17 protein-coding genes are annotated in these 17,751 nt (G+C 62.3%); 13 read left to right on the top strand and 4 right to left on the bottom strand.

Annotated features, from left to right (window positions below):
• Nucleotides 1–4: 4 nt before the first annotated feature.
• Entirely contained in the window at nucleotides 5–628 is a 624-nt protein-coding gene (locus M2432_RS16390) for a TetR/AcrR family transcriptional regulator (RefSeq protein ID WP_280827869.1), read from the bottom strand.
• Between the two features lie 92 nt (nucleotides 629–720).
• Between M2432_RS16390 and M2432_RS16385 the strand changes: the two genes are divergently transcribed.
• The 3 genes from M2432_RS16385 to M2432_RS16375 all read left to right on the top strand — a co-directional run bounded on the left by M2432_RS16385 (nucleotide 721) and on the right by M2432_RS16375 (nucleotide 5,440).
• Nucleotides 721–1,893: an SRPBCC family protein gene (locus M2432_RS16385; RefSeq protein WP_280827868.1), complete on the top strand. Its 1,173-nt coding sequence runs from the start codon at nucleotides 721–723 to the stop codon at nucleotides 1,891–1,893.
• Between the two features lie 366 nt (nucleotides 1,894–2,259).
• Nucleotides 2,260–4,719 carry an arylsulfatase gene (locus tag M2432_RS16380; protein ID WP_280827867.1) on the top strand — a complete coding sequence of 820 codons (2,460 nt, stop codon included), beginning with the start codon at nucleotides 2,260–2,262 and terminating at the stop codon, nucleotides 4,717–4,719.
• Nucleotides 4,720–4,831: 112 nt separating this feature from the next.
• Nucleotides 4,832–5,440, top strand: a complete 609-nt coding sequence (locus tag M2432_RS16375; protein ID WP_280827866.1) for a TetR/AcrR family transcriptional regulator — start codon at nucleotides 4,832–4,834, stop codon at nucleotides 5,438–5,440.
• 103 nt (nucleotides 5,441–5,543) lie between these two features.
• Here M2432_RS16375 and M2432_RS16370 read toward each other — a convergent pair whose 3' ends face one another.
• Nucleotides 5,544–6,617, bottom strand: a complete 1,074-nt coding sequence (locus M2432_RS16370; protein WP_280827865.1) for a dihydrodipicolinate reductase — start codon at nucleotides 6,615–6,617, stop codon at nucleotides 5,544–5,546.
• Between the two features lie 56 nt (nucleotides 6,618–6,673).
• Between M2432_RS16370 and M2432_RS16365 the strand changes: the two genes are divergently transcribed.
• The 10 genes from M2432_RS16365 to M2432_RS16320 all read left to right on the top strand — a co-directional run bounded on the left by M2432_RS16365 (nucleotide 6,674) and on the right by M2432_RS16320 (nucleotide 14,466).
• Nucleotides 6,674–6,862: a hypothetical protein gene (locus M2432_RS16365; RefSeq protein ID WP_280827864.1), complete on the top strand. Its 189-nt coding sequence runs from the start codon at nucleotides 6,674–6,676 to the stop codon at nucleotides 6,860–6,862.
• A 255-nt stretch (nucleotides 6,863–7,117) separates the two neighbouring features.
• Entirely contained in the window at nucleotides 7,118–7,789 is a 672-nt protein-coding gene (locus M2432_RS16360) for a hypothetical protein (protein ID WP_280827934.1), read from the top strand.
• A 56-nt stretch (nucleotides 7,790–7,845) separates the two neighbouring features.
• Entirely contained in the window at nucleotides 7,846–8,448 is a 603-nt protein-coding gene (locus M2432_RS16355) for a TetR/AcrR family transcriptional regulator (RefSeq protein ID WP_280827863.1), read from the top strand.
• Between the two features lie 130 nt (nucleotides 8,449–8,578).
• Entirely contained in the window at nucleotides 8,579–10,114 is a 1,536-nt protein-coding gene (locus M2432_RS16350) for a MorD protein (RefSeq protein ID WP_280827862.1), read from the top strand.
• Nucleotides 10,115–10,145: 31 nt separating this feature from the next.
• Nucleotides 10,146–10,946, top strand: coding sequence for a CbbQ/NirQ/NorQ/GpvN family protein (locus tag M2432_RS16345; protein ID WP_280827861.1), 801 nt, complete (start codon nucleotides 10,146–10,148; stop codon nucleotides 10,944–10,946).
• Nucleotides 10,947–10,961: 15 nt separating this feature from the next.
• On the top strand, nucleotides 10,962–11,093 hold the full coding sequence (locus tag M2432_RS16340) for a hypothetical protein (RefSeq protein WP_263988211.1): 132 nt from the start codon (nucleotides 10,962–10,964) through the stop codon (nucleotides 11,091–11,093).
• Nucleotides 11,090–11,776 (top strand): hypothetical protein, encoded by a 687-nt coding sequence (locus M2432_RS16335; protein WP_280827860.1) that lies wholly within the window; start codon nucleotides 11,090–11,092, stop codon nucleotides 11,774–11,776. Before M2432_RS16340 ends, M2432_RS16335 begins: the two co-directional genes overlap by 4 nt.
• A gap of 10 nt (nucleotides 11,777–11,786) precedes the next feature.
• Nucleotides 11,787–12,203, top strand: coding sequence for a hypothetical protein (locus M2432_RS16330; protein ID WP_280827859.1), 417 nt, complete (start codon nucleotides 11,787–11,789; stop codon nucleotides 12,201–12,203).
• Nucleotides 12,200–13,420: a cytochrome P450 gene (locus M2432_RS16325; protein WP_280827858.1), complete on the top strand. Its 1,221-nt coding sequence runs from the start codon at nucleotides 12,200–12,202 to the stop codon at nucleotides 13,418–13,420. The genes M2432_RS16330 and M2432_RS16325 overlap by 4 nt, the downstream gene beginning before the upstream one ends.
• Nucleotides 13,417–14,466, top strand: a complete 1,050-nt coding sequence (locus tag M2432_RS16320) for a dihydrodipicolinate reductase (RefSeq protein WP_280827857.1) — start codon at nucleotides 13,417–13,419, stop codon at nucleotides 14,464–14,466. The genes M2432_RS16325 and M2432_RS16320 overlap by 4 nt, the downstream gene beginning before the upstream one ends.
• Nucleotides 14,467–14,536: 70 nt before the next feature.
• Here M2432_RS16320 and M2432_RS16315 read toward each other — a convergent pair whose 3' ends face one another.
• Together M2432_RS16315 and M2432_RS16310 are read right to left on the bottom strand one after the other, a co-directional pair.
• A complete protein-coding gene (locus M2432_RS16315; protein ID WP_280827856.1) occupies nucleotides 14,537–15,880 on the bottom strand; it encodes an alpha/beta hydrolase in 1,344 nt (447 codons plus the stop codon).
• Nucleotides 15,881–16,556: 676 nt separating this feature from the next.
• Nucleotides 16,557–17,297 carry an alpha/beta hydrolase gene (locus tag M2432_RS16310; protein ID WP_280827855.1) on the bottom strand — a complete coding sequence of 247 codons (741 nt, stop codon included), beginning with the start codon at nucleotides 17,295–17,297 and terminating at the stop codon, nucleotides 16,557–16,559.
• Between the last annotated feature and the right edge of the window lie 454 nt (nucleotides 17,298–17,751).

Raw genomic sequence — 17,751 nt, 5'->3', positions numbered from 1 at the left:
CGGCTTAAGATTTGCGCGACGTTGACCTCGGTACGGCGTGAGCCCGAACTGACGGGGCGATCCACTCATCGAGAAACTCGCGCAAAACCGGTCCGTGGCGCGGTGGCCGCCCAGGGTCCACGATCAGCGATTGGAGCGTCCGGAGCATCACCTCCACCAACTCGTCCAGCTTCGATTCAGCGAAACCCGCTGCGGCCCAATCAACATCGAATCGTTGCAAGATCTGTCGACCGAACGCTACAGCCATCTCTGATGTGATGCCCGCGGTGAACACGCTGGCCTTGCCCGGTTGAAAGACCAGGTTCAGGTATCGGTCGGTAGCCAATTGCTCATAGGTGTACGCGATACCCTCCACGACCGCGACCGTCGGATCGGTGATCGAACCAAGGTGGGCCGCGAGCCGGTCGAGAAAACCGTCGACCGAGGCCAACGCCGTTCCGCCCAGCAGCGCCTCATGGGTGGGGAAGTAGCGGTAGATGGTTTGCCTTGTGACACCGAGAGAATCGGCGACCTCAGACACGCTCACCGTTCCCTGTTTGTCGATGGCTTGACGGGTTGTCGCGATGATGCGCGAGATCGCCTCCTCGTCATCAGCCGGGATATCGCCCGACCAGCCATGCCGTCGCATCTGGTGATCGTCGCACAACGGAAGCGAGAATCTTGACAATACAAACTAGCTTGACTGTATGGTCAACCAAAGGCGATCTAAAGGAGTCAGGGATGGCAACGACAACTAGTGGTCCGGTGAGCGGCACAGACGAGTCACTGACTCAGCGGGGCCTGCGTCATGCACAGGACAAGACGACCGACCTTGCCGAGCGTGAATTGCGGGTGCCGCTGCACTACTACCGAGACCCGAAGATCACCGAGATCGAAGAGTCCCAAATTCTGCGGCGTGTGCCGCTGGCCATCGTCCCGTCGGCGCAGATCCCTGAACCCAACGATTACGTCGTCCGCTCTGTGCTGGGCGATTCACTGCTCGTTACCCGTGACCGCACCGGCACCAGCCACGTCCTGCTGAATTACTGCCGCCATCGTGGCGCCATGCCGGCGTGCGGTTCTGGCAACTCCACCCGCTTCGTATGTCCCTATCACGCATGGTCATACAAGAACACCGGCGAACTGTTCATGGTGCCGGGCAAAGCCGGCTTCGACTCGATGGACACCAAGGATTACGGCCTGGTCGAACTTCCATCCGAGGAGCGTCACGGCTTCATCTGGGCCGTGCTGACTGCCGACGCTTCCATCGACCTCGACGCACACCTGGGTGACTTCGGCGCGGAACTGTCACTCTGGCAATACAATTCATACGGCTACCACACCGAACGGGAGTTCACATCAGACGTGTCATGGAAGGGGGCGTTGGAAGCATTCGCTGAGGGCTACCACTTCCCTTATGTCCACGGCGAGAGCCTCATTGGCCAGAACACACTGGCCAACACCATGGTGTACGACGAGTTCGGCAAGCACCATCGGATCGGCTTCCCGTTCAACTGGATCACCAACGTCGACACCGATCCCCAAGCGTCGCGGGAACCGTTGGCCAACATGGGCGTCATCTATTGGGTCTATCCCAATCTCATCCTCGCCAACAGCCCGGTAGGCGTAGAGATCATCGACATCCTGCCCGCCGGTGAACCGACCCGCTGCACCGTACGCCACAGCTGGATGGGCCGCGTGCCGGCAACCACCGACGACATGCGAGCCGGCTACGACGCCGTGTTCCAGGGCGTTCACGCAGCCGTTCGTGACGAGGACTTCGCGATGCTGCCCCAATGCGGAGAGGGTGTCAGGCACGGGCAACACGACCACATGATCATCGGGCGCAACGAAATTGGTGTACAGCACATGATCAAAGTGTTCGCCCAGGAGCTCGGCGTGGCTCTGGCATAACTCACAGCTAGCCACGCCACCACTGTTGTGGCAGTTGATTCGGATAGCTCGGCGTTGGCAGCAGGTACTGCGGCGGATAGTTGGATAGCCGTCGAATTCTTTGTCTCCAACCCATTTCAGGTTCACCCTGAGCACGCCGCATCTCGAGGGCGACGAATTGAGATTTGCATGTGCCGCGAGAGCCGCGACGCATCACGATGCGGCCAATACCTTTGGCCCACAGAAGCGTTCGCTGTCGCGCAGTCATTGCGGCGCGTCGGGTCGATTTCTGGCGTTGCTGACTAGATCGTCTTCGAGTGGGTAGCTTATGAGTTGGGCGGGTCGTACACGGTTTCAATAAGCGAGTTCGACAGGGAGGCATAAGTCATGGATTTCGACGTATCCCGACGTTCGGCGCTGCGCAGCGCGGGACTGGCCGCCGCTTCGGTCGCCGCCGGTGCTGCTCTCGCGTCGTGCTCACACGAGGAAAAAGCAGCGCCCCCAGGGCCTTCGCCGGCGAACCCGGATCGGACCGCACTTCCCATGAACGACCCGCCGTTCACCGGGAAGATCGGCAAGACCTACCAGGACTCCAAGGAGGCGTGGCCCGAGCTTCCCAAGCCGCCGCAGGGTGCGCCGAATGTCGTCATCGTGCTGCTCGACGACGTCGGCTTCGGTCAGGTCGGCACGTTCGGCGGACCCGTCCCGACACCGGCTCTGGACGAACTTGCCGCAAACGGACTGAAGTACAACCGCTTTCACACCACAGCCATCTGCGGGCCATCGCGGGCAGCGCTGCTCACCGGCCGGAACCATCACAACTGCGGGTCGGGTTTTCTCGCCGAGTGGGCGACCGGATTCCCCAGCTATACCACGATGCTGCCGAAGTCGACGGCCACCATCGGCAAGATTCTCAAGGAGAACGGCTACAACACCTCGTGGTTCGGGAAGAACCACAACACTCCGGACTGGGAGTCGAGCGTCGTCGGCCCGTTCGACCGCTGGCCGACCGGTCTGGGCTTCGACTACTTCTACGGGTTCATCGGCGGCGAGACCAACCAGTACTACCCCGTGCTCTTCGAGAACACTGTCGCGGTCGAGCCCGATAAGTCGCCCGAAGAGGGCTATCACTTCATGACCGACATTACCGACCGGGCCATCAACTGGCTGCAGTACAGCAAATCGGTGAACCCCGACAAGCCGGTGCTCATGTACTTCGCGCCGGGTGCGATGCACGCTCCGCATCAGGTAGCCGCGCAGTGGCGCGAGCGGTTCACTGGGCAGTTCGACCGTGGTTGGGATGCCGTTCGCGAGGAAACGGTGCAGCGCCAACGGAAATTGGGTGTCATCCCGCCCGAGGCGGAGAACACCCCGCGGCCCGACTGGTGCCTGGCCTGGGATTCGCTGAGCGCTGACGAGCGGCGGCTCTACGCGCGATTCATGGAGAACTACGCGGGCTACATGGCCTTCGCCGACCACGAGATCGGCCGCCTCCTTGCCACGATCAAGGCCCTGCCGGACGCCGAGAACACCATGGTGATCTACATCGTGGGGGACAACGGGGCAAGCTCGGAAGGTGGCCTGACCGGCACCATCAACGAGATCATGAACCTCAGCGGGTTGGAGGCATCGCTCCAAGAGAACCTGGCGCGCATCGACCAGATCGGCGATCCCACAACTGAACCCCACTATCCGCTCGGCTGGGCGTGGGCCGGCAATGCACCCTTTCAATGGGTCAAACAGGTAGCGTCCCACCTTGGTGGTTCTCGCAACCCGATGGTGGTGTCGTGGCCGGCGCACATCACCGACAAGGGGGTCGTGCGCTCGCAGTTCACCCACCTCATCGACTTGGTCCCGACCATCCTCGATGTCGCGGGGATTCCTGCCCCCGACACCGTGAACGGCATCAAGCAGAAGCCGATGGACGGGGTGTCGATCCGCTCGACATTTGCCGATGCCGGCGCCAAGCCCGTTCGCCAGCGCCAGTACTTCGAGATTTTCACCAATCGTGCGATCTACGACAACGGCTGGATCGCGTGTGCTCAGCACACATTTCCTTGGCGGCAGGACTACGCACCCGGTCACTGGGAGAACGACCGTTGGGAGCTGTACCACTTGGACGAGGACTTCAGCGAAAACCACGACCTCGCCAAGCAACACCCCGACAAACTCGACGAACTCAAAAAGCTATTCGACGAGGAAGCCGAAAAGTACGGCGTCTATCCGTTTGACGATCGCGGTTCGGCCCGGCTCACGGTTCCGAAGCCACCGCCGGGTGGAGCGGATCCGAACCGGTGGCACTTTGTCTACTACCCGGGTGCCATCAGGCTGGCCGAAACTGCCGCTCCCAACACCAAGAACCGCACCCACCGCATCACTGCGCATATCGCTCAACGCGGCGACGGAGTGCTCTGTGCCATCGGCGGTATCTCGTCCGGATTCGTCCTCTACGTACAGAACGGCATACCGCACTACGAGTACAACTGGTTCGACCGCGAACGCACCGTGCTGTCGGGCAAGGCCGCGCTCCCGGAGGGTGCGTCGACCGTGACGTTCGACTTCCTGTACGACGGTGGCGGCGGTGGCAAGGGTGGCGAGGCCATCCTGCTGGTGAACGGTGCCGAGGTCGATCGCAAGCGCATCGAAAAGACCGTGGCGGCACGGTTCGGCCTCGATACCTTCGGAGTTGGCGTCGACACCGGGTCGCCGGTCAGCATGAGCTACAAGCCGCCATTCGCGTTCCAGGGAAAGATCGACCGCATCGAGTTCGAGATCGGCGAATCCGGCTTGAACCCCGATGAGGAGGCCAAGCTGCACGCCCGCTTCACCGCGGGCAAAGACTACTGACCCGCGTTCCGGAGGGCGCGAAGCCGCGGTCACCTACCCATAGAGCAGATCCCTGAGCCAGTATCGTGTGCAGGAGGCGGACGGTTGACCTAAAGGAGCTTAGAGAGCTGGGATGGCCCTAACAGAGGGATTGTCGGCGCGTGACGCTAGACGTATACAGACGCGCGAACGACTGCTAGGGGCAGCTATTGCCGAGTTCAAGCGCGCGGGAATGGCAGCGGCCGATGTCGGCGCCATCGTCGCTGCGGCCGGTGTGGCACACGGGACGTTCTACTTCCATTTTCCGACAAAGGAACACGTCCTGTTTGAACTTGAGCGGCGCGAAGAAGAACGGATCGCCAAAACGCTCGCACAGTACCTGCGACAGCCTCGAAGCCTTGCCGAGGTGCTCGATCAAGCAGCGAAGTCGGTGATGGGGCTGGAGCGGCGGCTGGGTCAGTCGCTGTTCAATGACTTTCTGGCTCTACATTTTTCGCAAAATCGTCCACCGCAGGAAGACGGTGACGATCATCCAGTTATCGTTCTGGTCGCCCAACAAATCGAGGGTGCGCGTACTCGTGGCGAAACTGACCCCACGATAAACCCGATGAATTGTGCGGTCTTTTTCCTGCTGGGTCTTTACGCGCTGCTGATCACGACATCGGACTGGCCAGGCCGGCAGGGGACTGTCGATGACTACCTGACACGGGCGCTGCGCAGTATGGGCCCGGCCCTGCCCTGATGGGGCAGGGTGCCGTTTGTGGCCCGTTTATTCAATACTGTTGCAGTTCAACGCGTTTGGTTGGCCATGGTTTGCGTGCCCAGGTGACGACCGGGGTTGGCGGTCACCACACCAATCCGCGGATCGTTTCGCTGATCGGTATTTGTTCCACCGAGATCAGTCCTTTGGGTGCACGACAGATCCAGTCGATCGCATTTACTACGCGTGCAGCGGTGGACATGCAACCGGCAGCGGTCGTGTCCAGCCGTGGATATGACACATGAGTGTTGAGCTCCACCCGCGGATCGCCCTGCACCACGACGCGGTGTACACCCGGTTGTCCGGTTGGCGGATAGTCCCATTCCGGGCCCGATGCCGGGGTCAGTCGATTTATGTGCTCCAACGTGATCAACGGCGCTCCGTCACGCACACCCTCGACCGCGAACCGCACCGCTGCCAGCTGTCCTGGCTCGACCGTGCACATGGCGCATTCGATCCGCTCCGTTGCGTACCAGCCTTCACTCCGCTGCCGGACCTCGTCGAGTTCCACTCCGAGTTGTTGGGCCAGGTTCCGCACCGGACCGCCCCACATACCGGCGATCACACCGGGAATGAACAGCATCGGTGTTCCCTCGTCGGCGGCCATGCCGAAACCCATTGATTTTCCAGTGAACTCGTAGTCGTCGTAGTTTCCGTAGTCGAGGATTTCCTGCACGGTGATCGACTGGACTCTGCCCGTCAGGCTCAACGCGGCGTGCACCTCGGTGTCACCTGAGTAGCCGGGGTCGATGCCGTTGACATAGAGCGAGGCATTGCCGGCTTCGCACGCTTGCTCCAGGGGTACGCGTAGCCAATCATCAGCGTGCTGCGGCGCGACCAGCCAGACCATGGAGGTTGCGGCAACGTTGATGCCGGCGGCAAGGAATTTGGCCATCTGTTCGATGGCTTCCATCGGTCGGGTCTCGCCCTGCGCCGTATAGACCACGCAGTCCGGCTCAAGGGCGATCAATGCGTCGATGTCGTCGGTTGCCAGCACGCCGGTGGGATCGGTCAGTCCGCACAGTTCGGCGGCGTCTCGCCCGATTTTGGCGGGATTGGCGGCGTGTACGCCGATCAGTTCGAGATCGGGCCGGCCGATGAGCATCCGTAATGAGTACTGGCCGACGTTTCCGGTAGAAAACTGGACAACTCTGCGCATAGTCGTTCGATCCTGATCACTTGTCGGGGAAGGGGAGCGGCGAATAGTTCGAATCGATGCCACCGTCGACATGGAAGACGGATCTGGAGTTGCAGCAGTCGCGTGTTGATGGGGGCACGCACATCCTGCCGTTGAACCGTTCCGGTGTCATGCCGATTCCCTCCGCCGACGCCGTGTATGCCTATCAGGAGTTGCTGACTACAGTCAATAATCCATTCAAATATGTTGCAGCACAGTTGAAATAGGGTAAAAGGGTGTTCCGCACGCTGGCCTGGAATTCAACGCATCGAGGTTGAGCTCAGCTGAATCCACCTAGAACCCTTGCCGAGGAATGTGTTTGCAACCCAAAGCGGGCAGGAGTGCTTCGCGGCTGGGCTGGCGCGTGGGCGGCGGCGATGAGGGCATTGACTTGCCGCACTCACTGACTATAGTCAGTAATTGTGAGATTGCTGGCCCCCGAACCTGGCCGCGACCATCGCCGCGCGCCGGCGGCGGATGGGATGGCGATCGGGCTCGATGAGCATGAGGAGACCTCGCGGCTGGCCCAAAGACAGGCGGACAAGTGGCTGGTCTCCGGCAGTCTGTTGATAGGCACCGCTGCACTCGGCGTCTTTGGTCTGCCATTGTTCCTGCGCGGTTTGTGGCTGCTGCGCAAGGCGCAGCGCGACGGGTTGAACGTGCGTCCGACGTTGGTGACCTTGATCGGCTATCTGGTGATCATCGATGCCGCCATCAACACAGTCGGTTGGTCGCTGGACACCTTCGCCAACCACACCATTCTTGCCCGAGTCCTGTTGAACGGCTGGGGAAATATGTTCGACGCGGGCTACTTCTGGCACTACAACGAACTGTGGATAGGCGGCGCATCAGGCCCGGGTGAGAAGGCCATGGAGGTCGGCATGATTCTCACCGTGTTCACCATGCGGATCGCCGCGGGGATCGGGTTCCTGCAGATGAAGCGTTGGGGCCATCAGTACATGGTGGTCACCTGCTGGATGGGTGTCGTCATCTGGTGTGTCTACGTGTTCAACATGACCATGTTCGCCGATGTCCGATTCGCCGGGGTGGTGCTGCCTGTCGTGGGTTGGTGGCTCTACGACATCTTCTACATCACCCCGTTTCTCGCGATCCCGTACCTGCATTCGGTCAATCGGGAGATATTCACCGACTGATATCAATGACTTGACTCAGTGATAACCGACCCTAGAGCGCGGCAAGGAGGCCTAATGTGACCGCACAGGTCAGACAGTCGGCGCGCGAGTTGCGCCGGTTGCAGACCCGGGAACGCATACTCGGTGCCGCCATCGCCGAGTTCACATCATCGGGCATGGCGCACGCCGATATCGGTGCGATTGTGAACGCCGCCGGGGTGGCGCACGGCACGTTCTTCTTCCACTTCCCCAGCAAGGAACACGTGCTTCTGGAATTGGAGGTCCGGGAGGAAGCGCGGATGGCTTCGGAGTTCGCCCGCTACCTCGGCGGCACACACGATTTGGCGAGCGCCCTCGATCATGTCGTGCACCTGATCACTGGCCTTGAGCGTCGGCTCGGCCCATCGCTGTTCAAAGAATTTCTCGCGCTTCATTTTTCGCCGACCCGGCCGAGAACCGATGAATGGACCGATCACCCGCTGATCGTGCTGCTGGTCCGCGAGATCGAACGCGCTCGCGGTGACGGCAAGGTGCCGCCGGAGGTCGACGCGTTGTCTAGCGCCACGTTCTTCCTGCTGGGGATCTATGGGGTACTGACCACCACGTCACACACTGACACCCGCGACGCCATGTTGGCCGGTTTGGTGGCCACCGCCCTCCGTGGACTGGAAGTCCGATGACATCCGAGAAAGGACTCTGACATGGACTGGATCTGGGAGATCCTCCGCTACGTTGCCGCTTGGGGCGGAACGGGTTTGATCATCTGGTTCTGGTACTGGGTGTTTTCCAACATCGGCACTTTCTGAACCGATGACATCCGAACCCTCTGATGCGGATGCCATGGCCATCGAACGCAGTTGCGCGGTGACCGCCATGGCACTCAGCGATGGACGCCGGACTGGCGTGCGTTTGGTCACCGGGCACCGGCGCGGCTTCAGCCTGAGCGGTCAGCTCGACAGCATCTACGTGCCCTACCCCGCGCCGAGCCGGGACTGGACCCGCAGAACGCTCACATGTGGTGTGGCGCTGCAATGTTCACCGTCAAAGGAACGCCTACTCGACTACAGGATCAACGAGCTGTCGACTCGTGAACTCGCCGCACTCACTCTTGTCGAAGCAGGGGTAGCGCTCGGCTGGGTCGCCGAACAATGGCCGGGACTGGTCGCCGAACTGTGCAGGACGCTGCCTGCCCTCCAGCCGGCCGAAGCAGGCATGGACGTCAACGAGATGCTCAACCACGCGATCGTGCTGGCACGCTCGTCGCAACCCCTGGCGATCGATCCGCTGCTGGGCCGCCTGCCGTGGCAGTACACCGTGCCACAAGGGCTTTCGGACAAGTTGCGGCGGACGTTCGGGCGGATGCCGTGGACCAGCAGCCAGAAGCGGCTGCCACGGCCGTACTCGGTGCCGGTCGGCGGCGACGGTGGCGTCCGCAACTCCAATCTCCCTCCGGCGAGCCGGCCGCATGACAACGATCTCGACGTCACGCCAGAGCATCGCCCCGGCATCCCTTACCCCGAGTGGAATGCCTGGACGAAATCGTTCATGGCCGACCACGTCGCTGTGGTGGAGCGAGCCCATTCCGGCGGCAACCGACGTAGCGGGGTTGTTGCCATTGATGTGCGGAAGTGGTTCGAGCAGAACACGTATCGCGCGATGCGCAACCGCCTGGAGGACGGATCCGACCTCGATGTCGAACAGTATGTGGACCACTACATCGATGTCTCTGCCGGCGAAGCGGACGAACCGCGTCTGTTCCGCGAACTGCTGCCCAGCAGCCGCGACGTGACCACCGCACTGCTGCTCGACGGCAGCTCATCACTGGGCGTGCACGGCGGCCGCATCTTCAAACTAGAGCTGGCCTGCGCCGATGCTTTGTCCCGGGCCATGACTTCGGCACGAGAACGGCACGGCATCTTCGTGTTCACCGGCAACACCCGGCACCACGTCGAAGTCAATTGTCTGAAGGACTTTCCGGAGCGGCGCTTCGTCCCGCCCAGCGGGCTGGGCCTGTCCACCGGCGGATACACCAGACTGGGTGCGCCGCTGCGTCATCTGACCAGCCGGCTGTTGGCCCAGCCGTCCGAACGTCGGCAGCTCATCGTGATCGGCGACGGACTGATCTCCGACGAGGGATACGAGGGGCGCTACGCCTGGGCGGACTCAGCCCATGCCGTCGAGGAGGCGTGCGACGCCGGCGTGGCCATGTACTACATCGGCATCGGTCCGGTCCGGGTCGACCCCCTTCCGGAAGTGTTCGGGCCCAAGCGATCCCAGCGCATTCGCCGGATCGAAGAACTGCCCCGCGTTCTCGCCCACGTCCACAGGGAGTTGGTTGCCGCGTGACCACAAGCAAGGAGCCGAAGGCGGATTGCGCATGAGTGAAGATACGTACTTCGCCAACGCCAACGAAGTCCAGCTGTTCGAGCAGGCCTACCAACAGCAGCTGCCCGTCATGCTCACCGGGCCCACCGGCTGCGGCAAGACACGACTGGTCGAGCATATGGGACTACTGCTGGGCCGGCCCGTCGTCACCATCAGCTGCCACGATGACCTGACCAGCTCTGACCTGGTAGGCCGGTTCATGGTGACCGGCGGCGACGTGGTGTGGACCGACGGCCCGCTGACCAGAGCGGTAAAGGCCGGCGCCATCTGCTATCTCGACGAAGTGGTCGAGGCGCGTCACGATTCGCTGGCGATACTGCATTCGCTGACTGATCACCGCCGCGCGCTGTACCTGGATCGAGCCGGTGAGGTAGTGCAGGCACCCGAGAGCTTCATGCTGGTGTGCTCGTACAACCCCGCCTACCGCAGCTCACTGAAGGAACTCAAACCTTCATTCCGGCAACGGTTCGTCACTCTGCCGATGTGCTATCTCCCGCCGGAACGGGAGGCCGAGGTGATCGTTGCCGAGACACAGGTCGGCCTGCCGACCGCGCACCGCTTGGTGCGCTGCGCCAACTCGATTCGGGCGGCCGACAAGGCGTTTCACTTCGAACCGCCGTCCACCCGGGTGCTCGTCACCGCGGCTCAGCTGATCGCCGCGGGCGCAACCGAACTGGACGCCGCGCAGGCGTGCATCTTGGCGCCGCTGACCAACGACGGCGCCATCACCGAAGGGTTGCTGGAGATCGCCGCCGCATGCCTCTCCAACTCCGACACCGAAAGCCCTCTCTAGGAAGGAATCACCGCCATGGTGGATCAGAAAGAGAAGAACCGTAAGAAGGCGCTCATCGTCCTGCAGATTGTCATCTACGGCTATCTGCTGGCGATGTTCGGAATCCAGCTCTACATGTCCTTCGCCCGTGGGTGGTGGGACCTGTGACGCTGTCGCAGGCGTCCGTCGGGTTGGAGGAGCACCACGACGAGTCCCGGTTGGCCCAGCGCCGGGCCGACAAATGGATGATCGCCGGCGCCGCGCTGATGGGCATGTGGGCTCCCGGGCTGATCGGTTTCCCCATCTTCATGCGCGGGGTGTGGCTGCAGCGCCAAGCCCTGCGCTCTGGTCTCTCGGTGCGCCCCATGATCGTCACGCTCATCGGCTACCTCACGCTGATCGACGGCATGCTCAACAGTCTTGGCTGGGCACTCGACCTCATCGCCAACCACACGCTGATCAACCGAGTCCTGATGGTCGGTTGGGGAAACATGTTCGACGCTGGCTACTTCTGGCACTACAACGAACTGTGGGTCGGCGGCGCCGCGGGCCCAGGTGAGAAGTCGATGGTCTTCGGGATGATCCTCACCGTCTTCACGATGCGATGCGCCGCGGCCATCGGATTCCTGCAGATGAAACGCTGGGGCCACCAGTACATGGTTGTCACCTGCTGGATGGGTGTCGTCATCTGGTGTGTCTACGTGTTCAACATGACCATGTTCGCCGACGTCCGGTTCGCCGGCGTGGTCTTCCCGGTCGTGGGTTGGTGGCTCTACGACATCTTCTACATCACCCCGTTCCTTGCCATCCCGTATCTGCACACGGTCAACCGCGAAATCTTCACGGACTAAAGGAGAAACTGTGACCGCACCAGCGAGCACCGAAGACCAGGCCGAAGAACTTCCCCCCGGCACCACTCCCTACTACGCCCGGATGCACAAGTGGATCAAGCGCGCTGTGCTGGTCTGTCTGGTCGCCCTGGTTCTGGAGGGCGCCTTCACGTTGCCGTTCATGGCGATCTACTACGGCTACCCAACCCTGAGCCTTACCCAAATCTGCAGCGAACTGCTCAAGGTCCGTTATTCCAATGACGCCATGGAATGCAAGGTGCCCTACCCGATGTTCGGGCCCCCCGAGGGTGCCGAAGGTAAGGCCACCGCACAGGATCAGTGGGGGATCCAGCCGATCCCCAAGTACCACCGGCTCGGCTTCCGCGAACTGGTGCGCATACACGATGAAAGAGAAGCGCGGATGTCGACCAATAGGCCGACACCGTGACGGCCACACCGGAGAGCCACGCGCAGAACTGGGATCTGCGGCACGCGGATTTCAACGACAATGACCTGCTCTATGACGTCTACTCCGTGATGCGCCAGGGCTGTCCCTTCCCACACACTGATAATCCATTTCTCGCCGACATCCCCGGCGGGGCCTGGGTGGCGGTCAACTACGACGACTGCTACCGCATCGCCCAGGACTGGGAACATTTCTCCAACAACCCGGCCCCCGAATCCGCCGACTATGTCATCGGCGATCTGGTCGTGATGATGGATCCACCGCGGCAACAGAAGCTCCGCAAGGTGCTCAACCCGTACTTCTCGCCGGCCCAGATGAAGGCGCTGCAGCCGCAGATCGCCAACGAAACCGACTTGCTCATAGACGATTTCATCATGGACGGCGCGGGCGACCTGGCCCGCGTGGCCTGGCGGCAGCCGGGTATCGTCCTGTTCAAGTACCTGTTGGGCATCCCCGTAGACGACGTTGCGACGTGCTTCCAGCTCACCGACGATGCACTCAACGGCCCGAGCGACGATGTCAGGATGGCGGCCTGGGCCGGGTTGTATCAGCACATCCACGACGCCGTGACAACACGGATCGGCCAACCGTCCCGTGGTGACATGATCGATGTCCTGCTGGCGGCGGAGATCGACGGCGAGGCGCTGCCACTTGAGGATGCGGTTGCCAACGCGATGCTGCTCGTCCAGGCCGGCCTTGAGACCACCGCAAGCGCAATGTCTTTCGCCTTCCACCACCTTGCCGCCCATCCCGGGGAGCGGGACCGGCTGATCGCCTCACCCGATCTGATCCCGCGCGCCGTGGAAGAACTCATCCGTTATGCGGGCTCGATCCACGGGCTGCACCGGACCGTCACCGAGGACATCGAACTGAGCGGGCACACGTTCCGCGCGGGTGACACGGTGATCGTCAACTTCGCCGCTGCCAACCGTGACGAGAAGGTCTTCCCGGACGCCGACCGTTGTGTCCTCGATCGCCGCGAGAACCGTCACCTCGGCTTCGGGGCGGGCGTACACCGCTGCCTCGGCTCCAATCTGGCACGCCTGGAATTTCAGATCGGGGTGGAGCGGGTCCTGTCGCGGCTACCCGACTTCCGACTTGTATCCGCGGCCCGGCCGGAATTCCACGGAAACTCGATCACCCGTGGATTCCGTTCGGTCCCTGTGGAGTTCACTCCTGGGCTACGGTCCTCGACATGACTTATCGCGTAATCCAATGGATGACTGGTGACGTCGGGCAGGCCGGAATCCGGCACTTCGCGACCAATCCGACATTCGATCTTGTTGGCGTGCTTGTGCATAGCGCGGATAAGGTTGGCAAGGATGCCGGTGAAATCGCCGGCATTGCGCCGATCGGCGTGACCGCCACCGACGACGTCGAGGCGATCGTTGCACTCGACGCCGACTGCGTCTTCTATACGCCGATCATCATGGACGTCGACATGGTGTGTCGGCTGCTGCGCTCGGGGAAGAACGTCGTGACGACAAGTGGTTTCTTCCACCCGTCCCCAGATTTCCTGGAGCCGGCCAATCAGATCCGCGCCGCATGCGCCGAGGGCAGTACGTCGTTCCACGGTGGTGGCATCCACCCCGGCTACGCTGGCGATATCCTGCCGTTGACGTTAGCCCGCGTGATGAACAGGATCGACACCATCCACGTCTACGAGGTCGTCGACGTATTGAAAGATGCGCCGCTCGATCACATCGATTGGATGGGCTTCGGCAAAGCGAAAGAGAAATTTCTCACTGAGCCAACAATTTTGGGTCTAGGTTTACCCTTCTTTGCGCAGTCCATGCACATGATCGCCGATGGGTTGGGGGTGACCATTGACGCCGTCACCGCGGCCGATATCGATGTCGCCGTTGCGACGCAGGACATCCCATACCCCGAAGGTGCGATAGGCACAGGTACCGTTGCCGCACAGCGGCACGAGTGGACTGCCTGGGTCGCCGGACGACCGCTCATCGTTTTCCACGCCAGCTACGTGACGGCCGGCCCCGAAAGCCTTGACCCACCGTGGGATTGGGGCACGACCCGGTACGAGATCGTCATCGAGGGCGATCCGCCGACCGAATTGATCATGCAGGGCATCCGGCAGCCGGACGGCAGCATGGCGCATCCCGGCTATACCTGGACAGCGATGGGTGCGATCAATGCGATTCCGGACGTCTGCGACGCCGCACCCGGCTGGCTCAACCACTTGGACCTAGGCTTGATCCGACCCCGAGGACTGGTCCGCCCATGACCGGGTTTCGGCCGAGCGGCGTTCGCGCCGGATGCGCTCTGCGGGGTCGGCCGGCCCCAATCGGAGACTTCTAGGTGGTTTCGATCAGTCCGAGTTGTTGGTAGATGTCGTTGCGGTAGAGGGGTGCTTGTGAACTGGTGGGAAGCCCCCCGAGTGCCCAGTCATGGATTTGTCCCATCCCGATGACGACGTCGATGGGTGATCCCGCTTCGGCCATGCGCCCAGCGAAGGTCATTTCGTCGGGGGCGAGGATGTCGCGGGTGCCGACGTAGATGGTGGTGGCCGGCAGGTCCGCGGCGGAGCCTTGGCTCGGATCCCACAAGAGCGCGTCAGGACCGGTGTCTGGCAGGTCGCCCTGCCAGCCGGGGTCTTGTCCGGGTTTGGGAACTGACTCAACGGGATCATCGATCAGTGCGACGTTCGGGTCGGTGAACAAGGCGGTCCCGCTCAGCGCCGGAGACAGGAGCACCATGTGGTCCGGTCGGGTGCTTGCCAAACAGGCTGCGTCGCCGCCGCAGTCACGAACAATCTTCTGTACGGCCAGCATCGCGATGTCACCGCCGGCGGAATCGGCGTAAATGCTGACGTGGTCAGCGCCGTAGTCGGCGACCGTGGCGGCGATGAAATCGGCCATCGGCGGCACCACCGCCGCGGCATCGCCGCCGTTCTGCGCCAGCGGATACATGGGCACGATCACGGTGGCGCCCGTGTCGCGGGCCATCTGCGAATAATCCAGCCACTGAAGGAGATTGGGTTGAATGGTGAAGGCCCCACCGTGGATGGCTATGACCACGTCGTCGGTCGGCTGGGTGGGGCTGATCTCCCACACCTTCCACGATTGTGTGCTCCCGGTGTCATCGGTGAACGTGTACGTGGTTTTGGTGGCCTTTAGCCCCAGTGTGGTGAAGAACGGCGGGTCTGCACTCGAAATGGCCTGGCTCAGTGCGAAAGACAGCTCGACGCCGATCACCGTGGAGACCTGATGCAGGAGGCCCAACGCAGTATTGGTGAGCTGGTCGGTGAACGATGGGGGTCCCGTCAGTGTGTAATGCCCGACCAGAGTGGCGGGAACGACAATTCCGGGAGCCACCGCAATTGGTTGGCTCTGCTGGGTGGCGGTGGCGGTGGCCGCTGCCGTGGTCGTGGTCGTGGTCGCCGCCGCGGCCGATCGTGCCGCGGTGAGGTCACTGTTGCGCTCGCGGTGCACGATGCCGGCAAGCGTCCAGGCGGCCAGCGTGGCGGTGGGCAAGGATCCGTTGTTCAGCGGTGACGGTGCCGGCGTCTGCGTTACCGAAACCGGCGCCAGATGGAGTACCTGATCGATGAATTGCGTAGCGGCTACGGATGTCGCCGGCGGCGTGGGGTCCTGGAGCGGTCGCTCGTGGGCGGGCGGTGACAAGGTACCGGTCGACACGACGGTCAGTGCTGGCGCGGCCGGCGATGCCGTGACCGAACTGGTTGCCTGCGCACTGTTTTTCGAAGGGTGCGAGGCATTGGTCGGTGTCGTGGTGGCCGTGAGTTTGGTAAGCCGACTTGGCGTCGCGCCGTGGTGTTGGGTCGGCCCCTGACCGCCGGTGCTTTCTGTTGGATCATCTGGTCGGCGGTGAGCGGCGGACACATTCGTGTTGATGCTGTCGGCGGATGTGTTGGTGTCCGGGGCTTCGTGCGTTGTGTGTCGGGGATTTGGCTTGGCCGAGTTGACTGTCTGGGTGGCAGCAGACGTCGACCCTGACGATGATGAATTACCCGGTGCTGCCGAAGCGATTGCACATCCCAAACTCATTGTGACCATGGTGCCTACACCGAGGGCTGCCGCCAAGCCACCGACACGTCCCACACACGTCCGGAAGTTCGGTCCGACCGCAGCTCGCTGTCCATCAACAGTCACGACGCCCTCCCGTTGGACCACCCCATGCGACGCAATCAGAACCCTCTGCGGGAGCATGTCACATCAGCAGTTGGCTTGACCCTGAAATGTCTCGCCTAGTACGCGATTTATGCAGGCATTCGGCTGGGCCCGCGGACGCAACGTGTACTGGGGCGGGCCAACACGCCCCGAGGTGAGCACGCCTCGGGATACCTGCCCGTCGCTAGCCTCCCAAGTGACGTTCGAAGAACCTGGCCGCATCGTCTCCGGCGAACTGTGGAACACCAAGGTGCCCACCCATGTTGGCTTGCAGAGTCTTCTCTTTAGACCCAAAGGCGTCAAACAGGTTCAAGGCCGCCTGTCGGTTGTTGCCTTCGTCGTCCCACTGCAGCAGCACGTGCAGAGGAATTGTGACCTGTCGTGCTTCCACGAGCGTGGCTGCCGGAACGAAGCTCCCGGCGAACAAACCGGCAGCCGAGATGCGCGGCTCAACCAGAGCTAAGCGAACCCCGATGGCTACAAAACCTCCCGAGTACCCAATCGGGCCGCCAAGCTCGGGGGTCGAAAGAACAGCATCCAAAGTGGCTTGCCACTCCGGCACTGCGGCGTCGACCAAAGGCAACACGAGCCGGTCCACGATCTCGTCCGTGACTGGCCCACTCGCTGCCATTGCCCGTCGTAGGTCAATCCGAGCCTGCTCGACCTCAGCCAGTCGGGGCCTGTCCCCGCCGCCGGGCAGCTCGACCGTGACCGCGGCGAAGCCAGACTCGGCGGCGCGCCGGACCCGCCCCAAGAGGCGCGGGTACATGTTGTCGATTCCGCCGGGGTGCCCAACCAAGATCAGCGGTGCCGGTGCGGATGTGGTTGCCGCCGTGGGAGTCCAGAGGATTCCTGGAATCTCACCGAGGATGAAGCGGCGCTCGACCACGCTGTGGTCGAGAAAAGTTTCAGAAATGAATTGCATGGTCGTGCCTTTCGGAAGTGCCTGATGCGGCGCTCCCGGACGACCTATCGCCCGACCGTGACCTCAGAGAGGAGCACCCACGTTGATTCGTTCACGGGTACCACCTCCTCGTTGTGTCGCACGGGACTGCAGAACGGTAACAGTGGCAGCTGCGGTCGGCAATCAGTCCACATGCGGAATCGGTGTAACCAACCAACGTTGCCGAACACCACTATCACCCCGTGGGTAGCAGCAGGTCGGTCCACTCGGTTGGCGGAGCAGCCAAATTCGTCTGAACCGATGCGTTGCCTTGCGGGTCGACGTAACGACCTGTCTTTGGGTCGTATTTGACGATTGCGACTGACGGCCCGGACCCTGCGCCGCTGTATGCCGAGGGAGCCACAGCGGCAGTGTCATTGGGTGGCGATGACGCCGGTGTCTCTGCTGGTTTCGGGGATCCGCCCACCGGGCCGTA

The sequence above is a fragment of the Mycobacterium sp. OTB74 genome (genome assembly GCF_029892685.1).
Classification (GTDB): domain Bacteria; phylum Actinomycetota; class Actinomycetes; order Mycobacteriales; family Mycobacteriaceae; genus Mycobacterium.
This window is presented reverse-complemented; position numbering and strand designations above follow the sequence as displayed.

Coding starts and splice junctions, on each gene's coding strand:
- M2432_RS16390 (WP_280827869.1), bottom strand. CDS start 628: ATGCGACGGCATGGCTGGTCGGGCGATATCCCGGCTGATGACGAGGAG.
- M2432_RS16385 (WP_280827868.1), top strand. CDS start 721: ATGGCAACGACAACTAGTGGTCCGGTGAGCGGCACAGACGAGTCACTG.
- M2432_RS16380 (WP_280827867.1), top strand. CDS start 2,260: ATGGATTTCGACGTATCCCGACGTTCGGCGCTGCGCAGCGCGGGACTG.
- M2432_RS16375 (WP_280827866.1), top strand. CDS start 4,832: ATGGCCCTAACAGAGGGATTGTCGGCGCGTGACGCTAGACGTATACAG.
- M2432_RS16370 (WP_280827865.1), bottom strand. CDS start 6,617: ATGCGCAGAGTTGTCCAGTTTTCTACCGGAAACGTCGGCCAGTACTCA.
- M2432_RS16365 (WP_280827864.1), top strand. CDS start 6,674: ATGCCACCGTCGACATGGAAGACGGATCTGGAGTTGCAGCAGTCGCGT.
- M2432_RS16360 (WP_280827934.1), top strand. CDS start 7,118: ATGGCGATCGGGCTCGATGAGCATGAGGAGACCTCGCGGCTGGCCCAA.
- M2432_RS16350 (WP_280827862.1), top strand. CDS start 8,579: ATGACATCCGAACCCTCTGATGCGGATGCCATGGCCATCGAACGCAGT.
- M2432_RS16345 (WP_280827861.1), top strand. CDS start 10,146: ATGAGTGAAGATACGTACTTCGCCAACGCCAACGAAGTCCAGCTGTTC.
- M2432_RS16340 (WP_263988211.1), top strand. CDS start 10,962: ATGGTGGATCAGAAAGAGAAGAACCGTAAGAAGGCGCTCATCGTCCTG.
- M2432_RS16320 (WP_280827857.1), top strand. CDS start 13,417: ATGACTTATCGCGTAATCCAATGGATGACTGGTGACGTCGGGCAGGCC.
- M2432_RS16310 (WP_280827855.1), bottom strand. CDS start 17,297: ATGCAATTCATTTCTGAAACTTTTCTCGACCACAGCGTGGTCGAGCGC.